This window comes from Erythrobacter sp. THAF29, assembly GCF_009363635.1.
Taxonomy (GTDB): domain Bacteria; phylum Pseudomonadota; class Alphaproteobacteria; order Sphingomonadales; family Sphingomonadaceae; genus Erythrobacter.
This window is the reverse complement of record NZ_CP045392.1, coordinates 1,475,624-1,494,890: the sequence shown is the minus strand read 5'-3', so window position 1 is coordinate 1,494,890 and position 19,267 is coordinate 1,475,624. Positions and strand designations below refer to the sequence as shown.

The following is a 19,267-nucleotide window of genomic DNA, read 5'->3' as shown; positions in this document are numbered from 1 at the left end:
GCGGTATCACAGTCAGGTAATGCCTACGGACACAGACACCGGGCGGCCCCTGAGCATCGCCATCCTCGCTGGCTCCGACCAGGTTTTCGAGCCGTGGGAAGCCAGCCTGTTCGAGCGGTTGATGCACTCTGCGGATTTCTCGCTGGAAACGTTCCTCATAAGCGATCACTCCGGCCCAAGGCAAAAACCTTCGCGCGTGTATCGGGCGCTCTTGGATCTCGAAGAAAGGCTGTTCACTAGAGGCAATCGGCAAGGCATCCCGATCACCGACGATCGGTTCGCCGATATTCCGAAGATCGCGCCGCAAGCAATCGGGGTCGACGGGCAAATCGATATCGTCCTGTCCCACATCCCTGGCATGGATTGCTCCTCGATTTCAGAACGTTGCGACGAGGTGTGGGAGTATCACTTCAATGTGAGCGGCCCGGATATGGTCGGGACATTCGGCTTTCGAGAATGCCTGGAAGCCCGCCCGATCACCAAAAGCGGCATCATAGCGCATAGGGCGGGCGGCTCGCGCGGCCTGCTCGCCGTGAGCAAGAGCAACACGAAAATCAGCGCAACCTTCAACGCCGAATATGCCAAGGCCGTGCTGTCATCCCTGGTCGAAAAGGAACTGCGCCGAACCGCTCGCCAACCGGACCGCGGCGCTGCTTTCGTGCCGCCAAGCCTCGATAACGCGCCGATCCCGCTTCGCTCGCCTACCCCGCTGGAATGCCTGCGCTACAGCTTTGGACTTGGCACGAGAATCGCGCGCCGTGGGGCAGATAGTCTCCTCAAGAAAATCGGTGCCCAGCCCGAGAACTGGTCTTTGGTTCTGGGCGAAGGGGAAGTGCTTGGTTCTTCCCTCGAACGTCTTACCGAGCTCAAACAGCCTAAGGGCGAGTTCCGCGCCGACCCCTTCCTGTTTGAGACAGAGGACGAGCGCTGGGTCTTTTTCGAATCCTACAATTACCGCACCAAGCTGGGAAGCATTTGCGTGGGGCGGATCGAGGGTGACACGCTCATCGATGTGACCCCGCTCGATTTCGGCGATGTGCATTGCTCTTACCCCTTCGTCTTCGAGCACGACGGCGAAATTTTCCTCATTCCCGAAACGCACGAGAGGGAGCGCATAGAGGTATGGCGCTGCGCCGATTTCCCTCACCGCTGGGAACTTCACGCGACAGGCCTCGAAGGCGAGTCCGCCGCCGACACGGTATTCGTGGAGTGGAATGACGAGTGCTGGCTCTTCACCAATCTCAGCCGCCACGATTTCGTCGATCACTGCGCCGAACTGCATGTATTCAAGGTGAGCGGTCCGGACCTCGCAAATATCGAGCCGCATCCGCTTAACCCGGTCGTTGTCGATTCCACCCGTGCCCGAAATGGCGGGCGCCCTTTCGTCAGCGAAGGCCGTCTTATCCGTCCCGGACAGATCACCAGTCACGGCTCCTATGGCTATGGCCTTGCACTGCTCGAAGTCACCGAGCTTTCGATGGACACCTATGCCGAGCGCGAGATCCGCCGGATCGAACCGGAGGTCGAGCAAAGCACGATCGGCTGCCATCATGTCGACCATTCGTCCGGCGTGTTCATAATGGACGCGCGCCGCGCCTATGGCTCCAAGCTCCTGGGCGCGCGTCCCATTGCCGTGAGGGCCACATGAACCCGCGCCGGATCGTCATCCTCAACGATCGCTCGGCGGCACTGGGCGGCGCAACTTCATTAGCGTTGCTTTCCGCGCGACTGCTTTCGGAAGCCGGTCACGAGGTGGTGTACGTCACCGGCGATGATGGAACGCAGGCGGAGCTGCCCTCCTCTGTCGAACTGATTGCGCTCGGTGGCAGACCATTGCTCGAGCTTCCCGCCCTTGCCCGCACGGCGAAGGGCCTGTGGAACCGCGATGCACATGCTCTCGTCTGCAAGGTTATCCGCGAATTCGCCGGCCCGGAGACTGTGTTCCATCTTCACGGTTGGGCGCAAGTCCTCTCGCCATCGGTGATGGGGGCTCTGGCGCGCGTCGAGGACAGTCTCGTGATCCATGCTCACGACTTCTTCCACGCCTGTCCGAACGGGACCTATTTCGACTTCGTCGATGGCGAGGTCTGCACTCGCAAGCCCATGAGCGCAGGCTGTTTCGCGGCAAATTGCGACAAGCGCAGTTACGCGCAGAAGCTGTTTCGGACCGCGCGGATGGCGGTCAAAAAGACCGCACTAGACCTCGGCAGCACGCGCGCGTTAATCGCGATGATCCATCCCTACATGGCGGATCACCTTGCGCGGGCGGGGATTTCGAGGGACCGGATGCGCGTGGTGCGCAATCCGGTGAGGCCATTCGTGCGCGACCGTGTACAGGCCGAAAAGAACCGCGAAGTCTTCTTCATCGGGCGGATCGAGCATGAGAAAGGCGCGGACCTCGCAATCTCGGTCGCGATCGAAGCGGGCCGCCCCATCAGGGTGATCGGAGAAGGCTCCGATCGCGAGCGCCTCGCCGCGCAGTATCCGCAAGTGCAGTGGGAAGGCTGGAAATCGCACGAGCAGATCGCGCAGCTGATCTCGAAGGCGCGAGGGCTCGTCATGCCGAGCCGGCTACCCGAACCCTTCGGCCTTGTCGCATTGGAAGCGCTGCAAAGCGGGGTGCCGCTGGTGGCCTTTGCGGATTCGTTCATCGGACGCGAGGCGGCGGAGCGTGGCTGCGCATTCCTTGCAGCGGACCGGAAACCCGGATCGCTGGCCGACGCTATCGGGACACTCGACGACGATGAGGCCGTAGCGCGCGCCAGCCGTCGGGCATTCGAGGATACGAGCGACTTGTCGACCATCCACGAAAGCTGGCTCGAGCGTCTGCTGGAACTCTACCGCGAAGTCCTGTCCGCCGACCGCGCACCGAGCTCGGATTCGCCCGCCAGCACTATTCCGCTTAGCCGGACCAAGGAGGCGATTTCGCAATGATCATACTGTCTCGCGATTCCGTTCCGCCCCCAGCCGGCCTCACCGGAAAGACCTATCGCTTCACCTCCGACCGCGGAGATCTCGACGAGCGCGTGTTCTTCCTCGTAGCCGAAACTTTCGAGGGGATGATCAGCGAGATCGACGAAGCGATCCTGCCACTTGCCGGAATGCTCGCTCTGGTTCGGAGCGAGGATATCGACCTTGGAGACATCGAGGTCGACCCGTTGCTTCACCGAAATGTCCGCTCAGGGCTCGCTCAGATGCGCCAATGGTATCCCGAATTCGAATTGCCCGAATTGGGGGGTATCCGCGATGCCGGTGAGGTCCCGAAAGATCCGGCACCCGGCGCCGTATGCCTGCTTTCTGGCGGGGTGGACAGCATGTTCACGTTGCTGCGCCACAGTGGCGGCAACTCGGCCCGGCCTGAAAGCGCGACGCGACGCGAGCTCACGCACGCGGTTCACATATTCCACACGCCGACCGCCAAGGTTGATCTCGATCGGACCAATCTCAGCACTCTGGAAGCCTCAGCCAGGCACCGCGGCCTCGAATTCGTGACGATGTTCACCAACATGATGACATTCGACCGCCAGCTCGCCGACCGGTGGGCCGATGTCGGCCACGGTGCCGGGCTGGCGAGCGTGCTCCACATCCTCTCGCGCGCAGTCGGCACGGGGCTGATGGCCTCCTCTCACACATTCGGCGGGCTCATGCCGTGGGGATCGAGCCCGCTCGTCGATCCGCTTTGGTCGGGCAACCGCATGCGGATCATCCACGATGGCTCGACCTACCAGCGCGCGGAAAAGACCGCCTTCATCGCGTGCTCGCCCGAATTCATCGAGAGCCTCAATGTTTGCGACAACCGCGTCGAGGACGTGGGGTATTCCAATTGCAGCCACTGCCCGAAATGCCTGCGCACGATGGTCACGCTCGACCTGTGCAGCGACGGCGAGACAGAGCAGTTCGTCGCCTTCGACTGGTCGGATTACTCGCCGGCAAAGATCGCGACGATCTTCCTGCGCACAGAGAGCGACAAGTCCTTCATCCGCGAGATCGAGGGTCTCGCGAAAGGGCGTCGCCCCGATATCGTCGCAGCCTGCCACAAGGCGCTCGCCAAGAGCGCCTATCTCAGCCCGGTTTCAGCAATCGAGAAGCGGGTGAAGAAGTCGGCTTTCGGGCGGCGCAACAGGGACGCACTCATCGCGCTGCGCGGCGCGATCTACCGATCGGCAGGATGGGCGACGAAGCGATGAACGAGGCGGCACGATGGACGGCATAAACGGCTTCAAGCGGATCTTCCTGTTCCTGGTGGTCCAGGCGGTCCTGCTCGTCGCATGCGGGGCCTATCTCGCGCTTGTTGCACTGTCGCAGGCGGGAGAAGCGAGCCTTGCTCTCTCTGGATCGGCAGCGTTACTCCTTACTGCGCTGATCCTGTTCGGGCTGCGCTTCGCCTGGTCGATAGGCGCGAGCGGCGTCGAGCTGTTCTGGGGGACGAGCGTAAAGCTGCATGTAGAACGCCTGATGCAACCTGCGCTGACTTTGGGTGGACTTGTTTTGGTTGCTGCAGCGATCCTGCTGGTTGTTGCCGGGGACGCATCGATTGCACGCCTGATCGAAGCGGCGTTGATCGCCGGCGCGATCCTTGCCCCGCTCGGAATATCCGCGCTGCTGATCATATCGGCGGCGCGGCGATTGATCGCCTATCGCAAGGGCCACCAACTGATGGAGGCCAACCTCGCCGGGCATCATGGCCTCGACCGGGTGGCTGCCTCGATCGCGAGCGAAAGCGGGTCTGGCGACACATCGGTGAGGCCCGACCCGCAAGGCTTCACCTTTGCAGGACTCACCTCGAAACCTTGGCACGACACCGCCGACTTCCCCTGGGTCGCCGCGTTCGAGGACGCCGTCGACACCATTCAGGCCGAATTCGAAGAGGTTATGGAGCGCAACAGCTCGGCAATCACGACCTACAAATATGCAGGGCTCGAGGGCAATTTCTGGCAGAGTTTCCAGTTCGCGACGCGGCACCGCGAAATCCCGGAGAATATCGCCCTCGCCCCGCAAACGGCTGCGCTGATCAAGACCATCCCGCACTACCCAGCGTTTCGCGATGCGATGTTCTCGGTGCTCGGCGGTGGGGGCGTGATAAAGCCGCACCGCGACGTCTCGAATGTCTTCCTCACCATGCACCTGCCGCTGATCGTGCCGGGCAACGGCTTCATGGAAGTCGCCGGGATCAAGCGCGAATGGAAGCGCGGCGAGGCGATGATTTTCGATTCCTCCTACCACCACCAGGCGCAGAATAATTCCGGCGATCCGCGCGTGGTGCTGCTCGTCGACTTCCTCCACCCGGACCTCACAGTTGATGAGGCCGCCTGGGTTACGGCATCGAAGTTGTGACATGCGGTACGGCGTAGCAAGCCTCGCCTATCCGGCCTTGGCGATATTCGCGATGCTCGGTCTTTTCAGCTGCGATGGCGCCGCGCGACCTGCAAAAAGCTCCTCATCCACAACACTGGACCTTACGCAATTCGAGCCCTCCTTCCGCGAGGATTTCGACGGCCTCGACGTTTCCGAATGGGGGTGCCTCACTCGCTGGATCGCCCACACGCCGTGGGGCGGGGATTTCGGCTCGGCACGGTTTGCGGCACCCAAGGAAGGTTTCCCGTTCACCACCGAGGATGGCATACTGCGGATCGAGGCGAAGCGCGGCGAAGACGGCCGCTGGACCTCCGGCATGCTTTCGGCATGGGACGCGTGCAACAGCGGCTTCGCGCAGAAGTTTGGCTATTTCGAAACCCGTGCGAAGCTGCCGAAGGCTCCGGGATTCTGGCCTTCCTTCTGGCTCATCGGCGTCGATAACCGGCGCGGCTCTCCCGAGATCGACGTGTTCGAATTCCGCACGCACGAACCGGGCCAGTTCAGCCTCGGGGTCATCCGGCATCCGAGCAAGACCGACAGCTCGAAAATAAACGCGACGACCAAGGCCAGCGTCGAACCCGGCATGCTCAGCGAGAGTTTCAACACCTACGGTGTCGAAATCGCGGAGGACCGGACCGTGTTCTATCTCAATCGCGAAGAGATCTGGCGGACCGAAACGCGGGAGGAATTTCACCAGCCGTTCTACCCGCTGATCTCCTTCCCCGCCGACACGAGCGAGATGACGGATGCAACGCCAGGCTCGGTCGTGATGGAGGTAGACTACGTCCACGCCTACAAGCGCAAACCACTGAGGTGGTGAATGTCACGCAGGTACGCGCTGGGGAACCTTGAAAGTACGCCCAGTAATCGTGTCGCGGGCGAGCCAGTAGAGCATGATCGGGTTCTTCACCGCGCGTGACAGCGAATAGGGTAGCCAGGCCGAACCGTAAGGGAGGTAGAGCCGTGCGTTCGCCCCGAAACGTCTGCCCTCTTTCATCGCAGGCTCGATGGGGAGCGGAAACACGAATTCCTGCTCGAACGGCGTTCCCGCATCGGCGAGGATTTGCATCGCCTTCGCGGCAAGCGGCGCGTCATGCGTCGCAACTCCGACAAAGGCCGCGCGACCGGCAAGCCTCTCTATCACCCGCAGATATCCTCCGCGAAGATCCATGTCAGGGTCGTGCGGGTCCGCCCATTGCCCCTTCACCACGCGAACCCTGACTCCGAATTCGATCGCGCGTTCAGCGTCTTCGAGGCTGCGATGCCAGCGCCCTGGGATCGCCCACCCCATTCCTTCAGGGCCGGTTTTTTCGAGGCTAGCGATAATGTCGTCGCTCTTGTGCGGATCGTGCGCGTCGAAAACGACCTGCTGGCAATTCTTCCGCGCGCGCTTCACCACGCGGTCGACCTCCTCCTGCCGCTCCCAGAGCTCTGGAAGCTTCATTGCGAGCGCCACGTCGAGGCTGCGCTCGGCGCTATGATCAAGGATCCTGAGATACTCGTCGGCGACTTGTGGCGGCCCCTCTTCGCTGCTGTTCCAGTAGCAAAGCGTCCCAGTGAAGCCCGCTTGCGCGGCGTCTTCGGCCAGTCCGAGCGCGTCGTCGAGCTTGTCGCCGGCGACATATTTGCGCGTGGCCTGCTTGACGATCGGCATGGCAAGTGGTGCGAGTAATTTACGCATCGGCTCCCCGCCGTTTCATTCGCTCGGCCAGCTTCTTTTGAAGCACAGCGAGACCATCGCCGGCAAAAGCCGACAGACCGGCAAGGTTGTACGGGTAAGTCCGCAGCGTAGCGATCGGGCGGGCATCGCCGGCCCAGAGCTTGGTCCAGCCCGCCTCCTTGCCCATGAATTCATAGGATTTGAGCCCCTTGAGCGCGGCATACCGGATCGTCTCGCGCATCAAGAGATTGCCCGGCGAGACCCCCTTGAAAGCCTCGTCATAGCCAACCTTGATGAGCCAGAACGCGCGGTCGCACTCGACGGCGAATTGCATCGCTGCTGCCTTGCCGTCTATCCGCATGAAGCACAGCCGGAGAATGCCCTCGTGCGCCGCGCGCCGGGCGTAATCGCGGTAGAAGGCTTCGGTTTTCTCGTCCTGGCTGATTGCGGTGCCAGAGCGGCCTTTCCATCCCTTTGCCTCGACTGCGAAAGCCTCGTCCAGCAGGATGCGCAGCTCATCCCGGCGCGGCTCGACAATTTCGAAGGTGACTTCGCCAATCTTAGCCGCCTTGCGCCCCATGCGGCGGAAATCGGACCGGCGACGGCTGTTGAAATGGCTTTCAGGCTCGGCCCACGAGGAATCGAGTTCGATTCGAGGCATCGCCCGCGTCGGCTGCATCACCGTAACGATGTGGGCCTTCCCGCGGCAGGCCTCGGCAAGAAGCTCGAGAAAGCGCGTATCGGTGGGGTGATGTCCGAATCGCAGCGGAGTTCCGCAATTGGCGATCCGCTGCGCCAGCTCCATCAAGGCCCGCTCGTCCCCAGCGGCGACTTCGATCGATTCCCACAAATCCTCCGCGCCCAGCAAGACCGGTCTTTTTGGCCCCGAAGACGGCACGGCGAAAGGTGCCAGCGCAACCGGGTCCGATGCAGAGCCGACCAGAAACGCCCGCACATCGCCTTGTGCGAGCGTCTCCTGATAGGATTTCGCCCAGATATACTGGCGCATTGGCGTGCGCGGACTGGCCGGGATCTTATCCCAGCTTTCCTTGGGTATGCTGGACAACGGTATGGTCGTCGCCATGTTCATGCCCACGTTTTACCGCCAAATTGGCAGGGGCAGCCAGCGCTCTTCGGTCGTAATGCCTTCGGGCAAATCCCTTTTGAGACGAGCCCAGATTGCCCGCTGACCTTAGCCTTCACCGCTGTTATACCCCACGCGTCTAGACCTGGTTGCGCAGGGGGTATCCGCCATTGGACGAGACAGAGTGCATCGTGATCGGCGCAGGCGTCGTCGGTCTCGCCTGCGCGGCCGCGCTGGCGCGGGCAGGACGCGAAGTTATCGTGCTCGAGGCGGAATCGCACATCGGAACGCATACGAGCAGCCGCAATTCCGAAGTCATCCATGCGGGCATCTACTATGCGCCCGGTAGCCTCAAGGCGAAGCTGTGTGTGCGAGGAAAGAAGCAGCTCTACGCCTTCGCCGAGGAACGCGGTATCCCGCACAAAAGGCTCGGCAAGCTGATCGTCGCGACAAATGCGGGACAGCTCGGCCAGTTGCAGGCGATCAAGGAAAACGCGATCGCGAGCGGTGTGCGCGATCTCCGGTCGCTTTCTAAGGCGGACGTACGAAAGCTTGAACCAGCAGTCGAGTGCACTGCCGCGCTTCGCTCACCCTCCACTGGGATTATCGACAGCCATGCGCTGATGCTGGCGCTGCAGGGAGATCTCGAAGCGCATGGCGGGATGGTGGTCTGCAATACGCCGGTCGCAGGCGGACATGTCTCGGATGAAGAGTTCGTTGTCGAAACCGGCGGCGAGAATGCCACTCGAATCAGGTCGCGCATGCTCGTGAATAGCGCGGGCTTGTGGGCACCCAGCATTGCGCATTCGTTCGATGGTATTCCGGGAACGGCGATCCCGCCCGAAAACTACGCCATCGGTCATTACTATCACTTTACCGGCAAGGCACCTTGCGAGCGGTTGGTCTATCCGATCCCCGAACCCGGGGGGCTTGGCATCCACCTGACGCTCGACCTGGCCGGACAAGCGCGGTTTGGTCCTGACGTCGTGTGGATCAAGGATGTGGACTACACATTCGATGAAAGCCGCCTGCCGGTGTTCACACGCGCGATCAGCAGGTTCCTTCCTGATATCGATGCATCCCAGCTATCGCCCGACTACACAGGGATCCGGCCCAAGATTTCGGGGCCGGGTGATCCCTCAAGCGATTTCCGCATCGACGGACCGAAGGCGCATGGTGTGCCAGGGCTGGTCAACCTGTTCGGGATCGAATCCCCGGGCCTCACCGCCAGTCTTGCAATCGGCGACTACGTCAACGCCTTGCTCGATTGAGCTAAGCGTCAACCTTTCGGGACGAAACGCACTGTGATGCCGCCCGAGGATGCAAGCCCAGCTTCGAGCACGCTCGCTGAGGTCACCTCCATCTCTTCGATCAGATAGGAATAGGGATTGGTGTCCCAGTGCGCGTCGGTTCCGTCGCGATAGACCTGCGCAGTGTAGGTCACACCGTCTTCGAGGAATGTAAGCGGTATCGACAGATCGCGCGGAGTTTCATCGGTGACCGCACCCAGGAACCATTCCTTGCTCTTGCGCCCCTGCCGCGCGATCGCGACGAATTCGCCCACCTCGCCCTGAAGCGCGATCGAATCCTCCCAATCGGCCTCGACATCCTTGATGAACTGGAAGGCATCCATGCGCGCCTCGTAATTCTCGGGCAGGTCGGCAGCCATCTGCAATGGCGAATAGAGCACGACATAAAGCGCCAGCTGCTTTGCCAACGTGGTTTGCGGCCGGTTCGACGGGTCGCCGCGCTGCATATCCTCGCGCACCGGCGGCTTCTCGTTCGGCTTCAGATCGAAGATCCCGGGAGTGAAATCCATCGGACCCGACAGCATTCGCGTGAAAGCGAGGATGGATATGTGCTCTGGCGGGTTGGGCGGCGTACCCCACGCGTTGAATTCCATGCCCCGCGCGCCTTCGCGGGTCATCCAGTTGGGATAGGTGCGGCGCAGCCCGGTATCCTTCACCGGTTCGTGCGCGTTGATCGAGATGCCCCGTTTCGCCGCCGCCTCGACCACGCGCAGGTGATGGCCGACCATGAACTGGCTGTCATGCCATTCATATTGCTTCACGCCGTTCGCATCGTGGCGCACGATATCGCCCGCATCGGCGACATAACCGGTTTTCACCTGGGTGATGCCATTGCGCTGATAGAGGTCGAAAGCGTCCTCCATCTGCGCTTCGTAATTGCTCACGTTCCCGCTGGTTTCGTGATGGCCGATGATGCGCACACCCTTCGAGCGCGCATATGCGGCAAGCTGCTCAAGGTCGAAATCGGGATAGTGCTCGGTAAAACTGAACAGCTCGCCATTATTGAACCAGTCACCGTCCCAACCGGTGTTCCAGCCTTCTACCAGTACGCCCTTGAAACCGTGTTCGGCTGCGAAATCGATGTAGCGCCGCGTGTCCTCGTTGTTCGCGCCGTGGATGCCGTCATTGCCCCAGGTGCGATCGCGGATATGCATAGCCCACCAGATGCCGACATATTTGCCCGGTTCGACCCAGGACACGTCACCGAGCTTATTCGGCTCATTGAGATTTAGGATGATATCGGAATTTATGAGGCCAACCGCATCGGGCGCGACTTGGATGGTGCGCCAGGGCGATTTGAACGGCGCCTTGGTGTGGACTTTGATTCCGTCCGATCCTGGGCGCAGGGCAGCTTCGAAATTGCCTGGCCGAAGCGCGAGGAGCGACATTCCCGAATAATCGACCAGCGCCGCTTCGTGGATCGAAATATGCAGCCCCGTGGGCTGACGGAAGGTGACCGGCGTGTGCGCATCGGCGACAGTGCCCGCCGCGCCGGTACGGTAGATATATTCGTAACGGTTGAACTGGCGGCTCGGCGTCCACCATGCGTCCGCCTCGCTCCCGATATTGAACTGGGTCAGCTCATCGGTGATGCGCACGTCGCCTTGCAAAGCATCCTGCTCGGGCAGTTCATACCGGAAACCGATGCCGCTATCGAAGACCCGGAAGCGCACGACCATTTCCCGGTCAGGGCCTTCTTCGGTAGCGAAGGTTACGGCCAGCTCGTTGTGATTGTCCCGCACGATCCGCCGTTCGCCCCAGGGTTGCTCCCAGCTCTGGTCGACCGCGGCGCGGGTCGAACCGGCGATCGCAAGGTCATCCTCGAAGCCGTGATGATCGGCAAACAGCAATCCCAGCCGTGCCGGCTCCATCGCCTGCGTGCCGCCATAGGCGACGGCATAGGTCGCATGTCCGCCATCGTCGGACACCGTGACGGTAATCGAGCCGTCCGGCGAAGACACATCGAGCGTTTCGGCGTGGAGGGGAGTAGCGATGCCGGAGAGCAGCGCCACCGAAATGATAAGGCCCAATTTCTGTTTCATGTCGTTACTCCCTCAATCGGCCTCGCGGAAAATCCGGTAATCCCAAGGCTCAAGCGATACGCCATAGGCATCGCCCTTGTCCGGGCCGAATATCGCTTCGGTGCCGTCGAGCGCGTTGATGAAAGTGCCTTCGTGGCGCGCGAGTTCGAACGTCACGTCATGCGCACGCGGCGAAAGGTTGAATACGGCGAAGACCCGGTCGCCCGTGTCCCCCCGCACGAAGCTGAGCACATCGCCCGGCGCGCTGTTGGGCACATCGACTAATTGAGCGCCATAGCGACCGTTCCACAGTGCCGGCTCTTTAGTTTTCAAAGCGATCAGCTGACGAAAGAGGCTGTCATACCGGCCGGTCTTCCACTCGATCTCGTCCTTCTCGAAGAATTCGAGCTGTTTGGCGAGATCGGCCTCTTGCCCATTGTAGATCAAAGGAATTCCCGGCCCCACGAAAGACAGCGCAATCGCGGCTTCATAGGCCGGCCCATAGATTTCGCTCGCCACGCCGTCCCACGAATTCTGGTCGTGGTTGTCGGTGTAGTTCATGCGATAGGCGGCGTGCGGCCAGGTTTCCTTCTGCCCCGCATAATAGCCGCGTATTGCGTTCGCATTGCCCTCGCCCTTAGCGACCCGCTGGAGATTTTCCTTCCATTCCCAGCCATAGGTTGCATCGAACGCCTTGGCATGGAGGTCGCGCGTCTCCCATTCGGCGAGCATAAAGACCGGCTTGATCGCGTCGAGCTGCTTGCGTGCCGTCTCCCAGAAATCGAGCGGGACGTAACCCGCGACATCTGCCCGGTATCCGTCGATATCGAATTCCCGCACCCAGTAAGCGAGGCTTTCGGTCATGTATTCGCGAAGGCCCGGCTGCGAGTAATCGAAGTCCGCAACGTCCGACCAGTCGGTGCCTTCGGGCGGCATCATCTCGCGCTCCGGATTGCGGGTATACCATTCGGGATGTTCGGCAACGAGCGGGTTGTCCCATGCAGAATGGTTGGCGACCCAGTCGAGTATGACCTTGAGCCCCAGTTCGTGCGCGCGGTTCACGAAGGCGCGAAACTCCTCCTCGGTGCCGAGATCGGGATTGACCGCGCGGTAATCCTTCACCGAATAGGGGCTGCCCAACGTGCCCTTCCGCTTCTCCTCGCCGATCGGGTGGATCGGCATCAGCCACACGATATCGACGCCCATTTCGGCAAGACGCGGGAGATGTTCCTGCGCTGCGGCAAAGGTGCCTTCGGGCGTGAATTGCCGCGTGTTCATCTGGTAGATCACCGCATCGCGGGTCCACTCGGCGTTCTCGAACTTGACGTAGGGCTCCGGCTCGTAACTTGTCGCCGTCGGCGCAGTATCACAACTGGCAAGAACGAGTGCCGCTCCGCCTGCGAAGAGCAATTTGTGCACTCTCATCATTGGGGCTCCGCCAAGCGTTCTTGCATTTCCCTCACCGCGCTGGTCGCATCGGTGACGAACAGCGTCGCGATCGCCGCGAGCACGAAGGACACGCCTCCGATCGCCATCGCGTATATCGGTGCACCCTCGAAAAATACCGTCAGCAGGAAGCCGAGCAGCGTAGCCGCGATCAGCTGCGGTACGACGATGAAGATATTGAAGATGCCCATATAGATGCCCATTTTGCGCGCCGGCACCGATCCTGCGAGAATTGCATAGGGCAGCGATACGATCGAGGCCCAGGCAATGCCGAGGCCGATCTGCGACAGCCAAAGCACCGCAGGATCTCGGACGAAGATCATCAGCGAGAATCCGATTGCACCAACAAACAGGTTGATGCTGTGCAGCTTGCGCCGGTCGACTTTCGAAGCAATCACCACGAATGCGAGCGCCGCAGCAGCCGCCAGCCCATTGCGGACCGAACCCATCAGGCTCCACCAGTCGGCCCCGTCCTGGTAGCCTTGCGTGGTCGGGTCGGGTGAGGCGAAGTGGTAGTCGGTCACCGCAGGAGTGCCGTAGATCCACAGTGCGAACATCGCGAACCAGCTGAAGAATTGCACCACCGCCAGCTGGCGCATGGTTTTGGGCATCGCGAACAGATCGTTGACGACTTCCATGAAGCCGTTCTGGTCCATGTCCGACTGGCGAAGCATTCCGGCGATGATCTGGATCACTCCGAACGAGGCTATCAGCCCGGCAAGGATGTAGAGCTCCTGCCCGATGGGGATCCAGTCGGGTTGCGCGCGGCCATAGGCGACGAAGGCAGCGAACACCGCGCCGATCACGACCCACACCGCGCCGCCGGAGAAGAATTGCGCCGCGGTTCGCTTGACCGTCTCGGCAGCTTTATCGACGATACCGAGAGCCTCGTTGCGCGCCTTTTCGAATGCGGCGATTTGTTCGGGGCTGTATTCCTTCGTCGAGAAGACAGTCCACATCACCGCAACGAGCAACGCCGCGCCGCCAATATAGAAAGCCCACTGCACCGTCTCGGGAATCTCGCCCGCCGGGGCTGTGTTGGACAGTCCCATCCAGTTGGTCATCACCCAGGGGAGCGCGCCCGCGATCACCGCGCCAACACCGATGAAGAAGCTCTGCATCGCATAGCCCTTCGTCCGCTGCCTGTCGGGCAGGTTGTCTCCGACAAACGCACGAAATGGCTCCATCGTGATGTTGAGCGAGGCGTCCATGATCCACAGCATGCCCGCCGCGACCCAGAGAGTCGGCGAATTCGGCATGATGAACAGCGCAAGCGTCGCGAGTATCGCGCCGACGAGAAAGTACGGACGACGACGCCCGAACGCGCTCCATGTCTTGTCCGACATGTGCCCGATGATCGGCTGAATGATCAGGCCCGTCATGGGAGCGGCGATCCACAGGATCGCAAGCTCGTTGACCTCCGCGCCCAAGGTCTGGAAAATGCGGCTCACATTGCCGTTTTGCAGCTCGAAACCGATCTGGATTCCCAGGAATCCAAAGCTCATGTTCCAGATCTGCGCCGCGTTCATCGCCGGCTTGCGCCCGGCCATGCTGGTGTTCATTACGATCCCCTCTCCCGCCGCTTGCCATGCTTGGTGCGTGACTTCGCAGCCTCAGCCGCGCTAACATAGGCGCGGACACTCGCGCTTGTGAAAGCGCTTGCCGCGACACAGTCTGCCTTTCCTGCAAAAATTTGCAAGAACCTTCGCAATTTGCTGCGGAAAGGTTTCTGTGTGCTCTCTCCAAATCCACATCATATTTTTGTAATATATCGTGTTTTCGGAAAATTTCCGCAGCACTCACCAAAAATACAAAGAATTGCAAAACGCATCGGTTGGTGGCATTCAGGTGTTCGGAGGGGAATGCAATGAAACGAATCCTGCTGCCAGTAGCCGCGGCCCTGATGGGCGTAACCGGCCTTGCCTATGCAATGGGCGATCCGCCTGAGGAAGAGAGTTCGTTTCGTGACCGCGCGCCTTCCGACGAAGTGGTTTATTTCGTCCTTCCCGACAGGTTCGAAAACGGCGACCCGTCGAACGATACCGGCGGCATCGAAGGCGACAGGCTTACACACGGCTTCGACCCCACGCACAAGGGCTTCTACCACGGCGGAGACCTAAAAGGACTGACCGAAAAACTCGACTATATCGAGGGGATGGGCGTCACCGCGATCTGGTTCGCGCCGATCTTCAAGAACAAGCCGGTGCAAGGCCCCGAAGGCGACGAGAGCGCGGGCTATCACGGTTACTGGGTCACCGACTTCACTTCGATCGACCCGCATTTCGGGACCAACGAGGAGTTCAAGGCCTTCGTCGATGCCGCTCATGCGCGCGGGATGAAGGTCTACATGGATATCATTACCAACCACACCGCCGATGTCATCCAGTACGAGGAAGGCAATGCGTTCGACTATTCCTATCGCAGCCTTGCCGATTACCCCTATTCCCGGCAGGTCACGACCAGCGCTGCAATCAACGAGGGTTTCCTCGGCGACGATGTCCTCACCGAGGAAAACTTCGCGAAGCTGACCTCGCCGGAATACGCCTATACGCCGGTCGTCCCCGATGCGGAAAAGGACGTGAAGGTCCCCGCATGGCTAAATAATCCGATTTTCTATCACAATCGCGGCAGCACCACATTCTCGGGCGAAAGCAGTCGCTATGGCGACTTTGCCGGTCTCGACGATCTCTACACAGAGCATCCGCGCGTGGTCGACGGGATGATCGAAATCTACCGGAGCTGGATCACCCGCTTCGGGATCGACGGCTTCCGGATCGACACTGCCAAGCACGTTAACCCCGAATTCTGGCAGAAATTCGTGCCCGCCATGCTCGAGACTGCCGAGGCGGAGGGGATTCCCAATTTCCACGTCTTCGGGGAGGTCTATTCGGAAAGCCCCGACAGCGGCTTCCTTGCCCGTTTCACCCGGCGCGACGGTTTTCCCGCCGTGCTCGATTTCGCCTTCCAGACCGCGGTTCGCGACGTGGTCGCGGGCGACAAACCGCCTTCGGTGTTGGTCGACATGTTTGCAGGCGACGTGAATTATGAAGGCGGCGAAAAGGCCGCGCTCGCCATGCCGACCTTTCTGGGCAATCACGACATGGGCCGGTTTTCGACCCTCGTGAAATCGGCAAACCCTGACATTTCGCAGGACGAACTGCTCGCCCGCACGAAGCTTGCGCATGCGATGCTGATGACTTTGCGCGGCTCTCCGGTGATCTATTCTGGCGACGAGCAGGGCTTTGTCGGCGATGGCCACGATCAGGCCGCGCGCGAAGACATGTTCCCCAGCCGGACCGATAGTTACAACGACAACGATCTGATCGGAACCGATGCGACGACGGCGGATGCGAATTTCGACACTGCCCACCCGCTCTATTCCCTGATCCGCGAACTGGCTGCGGTCCGCGCGAAACACGCGGCGCTGCGCAGCGGCAAGCAAGTCGCGCGAAGCTACAATGACATCGCGCCGGGCCTTGTCAGCTTCTCGCGCTTCGATCCTGAGACGGGCGCGGAATACCTGTTGGCTTTCAACACGTCTTCCGATCGGCTGAATGCGTCGTCCGTTATCGGATATGGTGCGCGCTCGGTCGAAGCGCTGCACGGATCGTGTCCGCAAACGGTTAGAGCGCCGGGGAGTGTCGCGCTCGAACTTCCTCCTTTCGGCTGGTGTATCGCCCGCCTTTCAGAGACCGCTCAATGAACGATAGCACCCCGATGACCCGCGACATGGCTGTCGCCGCCGATGACGATTGGTGGCGCGGCGCGGTGATCTACCAGATCTATCCGCGCAGCTTCCGCGATACCAATGGCGACGGCATCGGCGATCTTCGCGGCATCGTCGAGGGTCTCGATTACATCGCCTCGCTCGGCGTCGACGGGATCTGGATCTCGCCGTTCTTTACGTCGCCGATGCGGGATTTCGGCTATGACGTCGCCGATTATTGCGGGATCGACCCGAGCTTCGGGACCTTCGAAGATTTCGACGCGATCATCGCCAAAGCGCACGATCTCGGCCTAAAGGTCATCATCGATCAGGTCTATTCACACACTTCGGACGAGCACGCCTGGTTCAAGGAGAGCCGTCAGGATCGCACCAATCCCAAGGCCGATTGGTATGTCTGGGCCGATCCCAAGCCCGACGGATCGCCGCCGTCCAACTGGCAATCGGTGTTCGGCGGATCGGCATGGCAATGGGACGGTCCGCGCAAGCAATATTACCTGCACAATTTCCTGACCTCGCAGCCCGATCTCAACATGCACAATCGCGAAGTGCAGGACGCGGTGCTCGACGTCGCGCGCTTCTGGCTCGATCGCGGGGTCGACGGGTTCCGCCTCGATGCACTCAATTTCTCGATGCACGATCCCGAGCTGCGCGACAATCCGCCTTCGGGCCTGCCGATGGAGCTGGTGACCCGCCCGTTCGACATGCAGGTCAAGAAATACAACCAGAGCCATCCCGACATTCCGGCTTTCCTTGAACGTATCCGTGCGACGATCGATGAGTATCCGGGACGCTTCACCGTCGCCGAAGTTGGGGGGGCGGAGCCGCTCGAGGAAATGAAGGCGTTCACCGCCAACGGGAAGCGGCTCGATTCCGCTTATAATTTCGACTTCCTCTACGCGCCCGATCTTACCGCAGATGTTGTGCGAGAGACACTGTCGCAATGGGACGGAACGCCGGGCGAAGGCTGGCCTTCCTGGGCGTTTTCCAATCACGATGCCCCGCGCGCGATCACACGCTGGGCGGGCGACAGACCGCTCGACCACATTGCCCGCCTCTCGATGCTCCTGCTGCTTTCCCTGCGTGGAAACCCGATCATCTACCAAGGCGAGGAGTTGGGCCTGCCGCAGGGCTATGTCGCGTTCGAGGATTTGCAGGATCCCGAGGCTATCGCGAACTGGCCGCACACGCTCGGCCGCGACGGCGCGCGCACTCCGCTGCCATGGGATCCGAATGCTCCGCAGGCCGGGTTCTCCTGCGCCAACCGCACCTGGCTGAAGCTCGATCCGGCCCATGTCGATCTCGCTGTGGCAAGCCAGATGAGCGACCCGCATTCCATGGTGAGCTACACGCGCGACTTGCTCGCAGTCCGTAATGTCCACCGCGCATTGGTGACCGGCGGTAGCCGACTGCTTGACACCCCCAGCGGCATCGTCGCATTCGTGCGAACATCAGATGAGGGCGATGTGCTGTGCGCCTTCAATCTCGATGAGAATGCAGTCGAATGGACGCCGCCAGCCGAATTCGCAGCGGCGAAAGTGTTCGCAAATCAGGACAGCGCGAACACGATCGGGAGCGTCCCGGCACGAATGGAAGGACGCTCGGGCTACTGGGCGCGGTAGGGGATAACGGGCTGAATGCAGGATGCCGATACCAGAGCCAGAAAGAACGCGCGGTTGGAAGACATTGCGCGCGAGGCAGGCGTCTCGATCTCCACCGTATCGCGCGCGCTCAATGACAGCCCGGCGGTAAAGCGGCGGACCAAGCAGGAAATCTGGAAAATCGCGCGCGCGCACGATTATGATTTCCGGGTCAATATGCCCAAGGGTCCGGTGGGTGCCGAGGCTACCATAGCCGTAATCGTCCCGGCTCCACAGGCGCGCGAGACACGGGTTGCCGACCCGTTCTTCCTCGAACTGCTCGCCGGGATTGCCGAGGCCGCGCGCGACCGCAACGCCGACCTTGTGATTAGCCATGTCTTCCCGCGCTCCGCCGAAGACCTCGAATTCGCAATGACCACGAGCCGCGCGACCGGCATGATCTTTATCGGCCAGAGCTCGCTCCACGAAGCGTTCAACTCACTCGCCTCGCGCGACGACCGGTTCGTTGTCTGGGGTGCGGAATTTTCCGACGCCCAATATTGCACGGTCGGTTCGGACAACGTTGCAGGTGGCAAACGCGCAACCTCGCATCTGCTGAGGCTCGGCCGACAGCGCATCCTGTTTCTCGGCGACACCGAAGCGCCCGAGGCAGAGCAACGCTTTCGAGGATACCGGCAGGCCCTTGAAGAGACTGGTCGCGAAACCGACCCGGCGCTCACAATTCCTGCGCATTTCGATGTGCATTCAGGCGAAGCTGCAACCCGATCGGCCATCGACCGGGGGATCGAGTTCGACGGTATCTTCGCCGCCAGCGACCTTATCGCGATCGGCGCCATCCGCGCGCTCACCAAGAGCGGACGCAATGTCCCCGAGGATGTGTCCGTCGTTGGCTACGATAACATCCCGGCGGCGCGGCTTGTGACACCTCGGCTCACGACCATCGATCAGGACACCAACCTTGCCGGGCGCATGCTGGTTTCCAAGCTGATCGACACGCAGGGTCAGCAGGCCACGTCGGAGCGGCTGGAGACAAGCCTCCTCATCCGCGAGAGCTGCGGAGGCTGAA

General features: G+C 61.1%; 14 protein-coding genes. 9 read left to right on the top strand and 5 right to left on the bottom strand.

Going from position 1 to position 19,267, the window contains the following annotated elements; all coding sequences use genetic code 11:
- Nucleotides 1-19 precede the first annotated feature (19 nt).
- From FIU90_RS07245 to FIU90_RS07225, 5 genes are read left to right on the top strand one after another with little or no spacing between them, the layout of a single operon-like run.
- Nucleotides 20-1,648 carry a hypothetical protein gene (locus FIU90_RS07245; RefSeq protein WP_152434175.1) on the top strand — a complete coding sequence of 543 codons (1,629 nt, stop codon included), beginning with the start codon at nucleotides 20-22 and terminating at the stop codon, nucleotides 1,646-1,648.
- Nucleotides 1,645-2,934 (top strand): glycosyltransferase family 4 protein, encoded by a 1,290-nt coding sequence (locus tag FIU90_RS07240; RefSeq protein WP_152434174.1) that lies wholly within the window; start codon nucleotides 1,645-1,647, stop codon nucleotides 2,932-2,934. The genes FIU90_RS07245 and FIU90_RS07240 overlap by 4 nt, the downstream gene beginning before the upstream one ends.
- Nucleotides 2,931-4,187, top strand: coding sequence for a hypothetical protein (locus FIU90_RS07235; protein WP_152434173.1), 1,257 nt, complete (start codon nucleotides 2,931-2,933; stop codon nucleotides 4,185-4,187). Before FIU90_RS07240 ends, FIU90_RS07235 begins: the two co-directional genes overlap by 4 nt.
- Before the next feature lie 13 nt (nucleotides 4,188-4,200).
- Nucleotides 4,201-5,334 carry an aspartyl/asparaginyl beta-hydroxylase domain-containing protein gene (locus FIU90_RS07230; protein WP_152434172.1) on the top strand — a complete coding sequence of 378 codons (1,134 nt, stop codon included), beginning with the start codon at nucleotides 4,201-4,203 and terminating at the stop codon, nucleotides 5,332-5,334.
- 1 nt (nucleotide 5,335) lies between these two features.
- Complete coding sequence (locus FIU90_RS07225; RefSeq protein WP_172970208.1) at nucleotides 5,336-6,175, top strand: glycoside hydrolase family 16 protein; 840 nt, start codon at nucleotides 5,336-5,338, stop codon at nucleotides 6,173-6,175.
- Nucleotides 6,176-6,178: 3 nt separating this feature from the next.
- Here FIU90_RS07225 and FIU90_RS07220 read toward each other — a convergent pair whose 3' ends face one another.
- Nucleotides 6,179-7,036 (bottom strand): proline dehydrogenase, encoded by an 858-nt coding sequence (locus FIU90_RS07220; protein ID WP_152434170.1) that lies wholly within the window; start codon nucleotides 7,034-7,036, stop codon nucleotides 6,179-6,181.
- Entirely contained in the window at nucleotides 7,029-8,099 is a 1,071-nt protein-coding gene (locus FIU90_RS07215; protein WP_172970207.1) for a GNAT family N-acetyltransferase, read from the bottom strand. Before FIU90_RS07215 ends, FIU90_RS07220 begins: the two co-directional genes overlap by 8 nt.
- A gap of 170 nt (nucleotides 8,100-8,269) precedes the next feature.
- On the opposite strand from FIU90_RS07215, the gene FIU90_RS07210 reads away from it, so the two are divergent.
- Nucleotides 8,270-9,370, top strand: a complete 1,101-nt coding sequence (locus FIU90_RS07210) for an NAD(P)/FAD-dependent oxidoreductase (RefSeq protein WP_152434168.1) — start codon at nucleotides 8,270-8,272, stop codon at nucleotides 9,368-9,370.
- A gap of 8 nt (nucleotides 9,371-9,378) precedes the next feature.
- On the opposite strand, the gene FIU90_RS07205 is transcribed toward FIU90_RS07210, so the two are convergent.
- The 3 genes from FIU90_RS07205 to FIU90_RS07195 are packed head-to-tail and all read right to left on the bottom strand — an operon-like array spanning nucleotide 9,379 to nucleotide 14,438.
- Nucleotides 9,379-11,451: a glycoside hydrolase family 97 protein gene (locus FIU90_RS07205; RefSeq protein WP_152434167.1), complete on the bottom strand. Its 2,073-nt coding sequence runs from the start codon at nucleotides 11,449-11,451 to the stop codon at nucleotides 9,379-9,381.
- A 12-nt stretch (nucleotides 11,452-11,463) separates the two neighbouring features.
- The gene (locus FIU90_RS07200) at nucleotides 11,464-12,858 is read right to left on the bottom strand and encodes an alpha-amylase family glycosyl hydrolase (RefSeq protein ID WP_152434166.1); all 1,395 of its coding nucleotides are present in this window, start codon (nucleotides 12,856-12,858) and stop codon (nucleotides 11,464-11,466) included.
- Nucleotides 12,855-14,438 (bottom strand): MFS transporter, encoded by a 1,584-nt coding sequence (locus tag FIU90_RS07195; protein ID WP_199799353.1) that lies wholly within the window; start codon nucleotides 14,436-14,438, stop codon nucleotides 12,855-12,857. The genes FIU90_RS07200 and FIU90_RS07195 overlap by 4 nt, the downstream gene beginning before the upstream one ends.
- 305 nt (nucleotides 14,439-14,743) lie before the next feature.
- Between FIU90_RS07195 and FIU90_RS07190 the strand changes: the two genes are divergently transcribed.
- The 3 genes from FIU90_RS07190 to FIU90_RS07180 are packed head-to-tail and all read left to right on the top strand — an operon-like array spanning nucleotide 14,744 to nucleotide 19,266.
- The gene (locus tag FIU90_RS07190; RefSeq protein WP_172970206.1) at nucleotides 14,744-16,579 is read left to right on the top strand and encodes an alpha-amylase family glycosyl hydrolase; all 1,836 of its coding nucleotides are present in this window, start codon (nucleotides 14,744-14,746) and stop codon (nucleotides 16,577-16,579) included.
- Nucleotides 16,576-18,222, top strand: coding sequence for an alpha-glucosidase (locus tag FIU90_RS07185; protein WP_234029667.1), 1,647 nt, complete (start codon nucleotides 16,576-16,578; stop codon nucleotides 18,220-18,222). Before FIU90_RS07190 ends, FIU90_RS07185 begins: the two co-directional genes overlap by 4 nt.
- A 15-nt stretch (nucleotides 18,223-18,237) precedes the next feature.
- Entirely contained in the window at nucleotides 18,238-19,266 is a 1,029-nt protein-coding gene (locus FIU90_RS07180) for a LacI family DNA-binding transcriptional regulator (protein WP_152434165.1), read from the top strand.
- Nucleotide 19,267: the final 1 nt, after the last annotated feature.

Excerpts from the sequence above, each read along its gene's own strand:
- FIU90_RS07235 (WP_152434173.1), top strand. The coding sequence starts at position 2,931 with ATGATCATACTGTCTCGCGATTCCGTTCCGCCCCCAGCCGGCCTCACC.
- FIU90_RS07225 (WP_172970208.1), top strand. The coding sequence starts at position 5,336 with ATGCGGTACGGCGTAGCAAGCCTCGCCTATCCGGCCTTGGCGATATTC.
- FIU90_RS07195 (WP_199799353.1), bottom strand. The coding sequence starts at position 14,438 with ATGAACACCAGCATGGCCGGGCGCAAGCCGGCGATGAACGCGGCGCAG.
- FIU90_RS07245 (WP_152434175.1), top strand. The coding sequence starts at position 20 with ATGCCTACGGACACAGACACCGGGCGGCCCCTGAGCATCGCCATCCTC.
- FIU90_RS07240 (WP_152434174.1), top strand. The coding sequence starts at position 1,645 with ATGAACCCGCGCCGGATCGTCATCCTCAACGATCGCTCGGCGGCACTG.
- FIU90_RS07180 (WP_152434165.1), top strand. The coding sequence starts at position 18,238 with ATGCAGGATGCCGATACCAGAGCCAGAAAGAACGCGCGGTTGGAAGAC.
- FIU90_RS07190 (WP_172970206.1), top strand. The coding sequence starts at position 14,744 with ATGAAACGAATCCTGCTGCCAGTAGCCGCGGCCCTGATGGGCGTAACC.
- FIU90_RS07230 (WP_152434172.1), top strand. The coding sequence starts at position 4,201 with ATGGACGGCATAAACGGCTTCAAGCGGATCTTCCTGTTCCTGGTGGTC.
- FIU90_RS07215 (WP_172970207.1), bottom strand. The coding sequence starts at position 8,099 with ATGGCGACGACCATACCGTTGTCCAGCATACCCAAGGAAAGCTGGGAT.
- FIU90_RS07185 (WP_234029667.1), top strand. The coding sequence starts at position 16,576 with ATGAACGATAGCACCCCGATGACCCGCGACATGGCTGTCGCCGCCGAT.
- FIU90_RS07220 (WP_152434170.1), bottom strand. The coding sequence starts at position 7,036 with ATGCGTAAATTACTCGCACCACTTGCCATGCCGATCGTCAAGCAGGCC.
- FIU90_RS07200 (WP_152434166.1), bottom strand. The coding sequence starts at position 12,858 with ATGATGAGAGTGCACAAATTGCTCTTCGCAGGCGGAGCGGCACTCGTT.
- FIU90_RS07205 (WP_152434167.1), bottom strand. The coding sequence starts at position 11,451 with ATGAAACAGAAATTGGGCCTTATCATTTCGGTGGCGCTGCTCTCCGGC.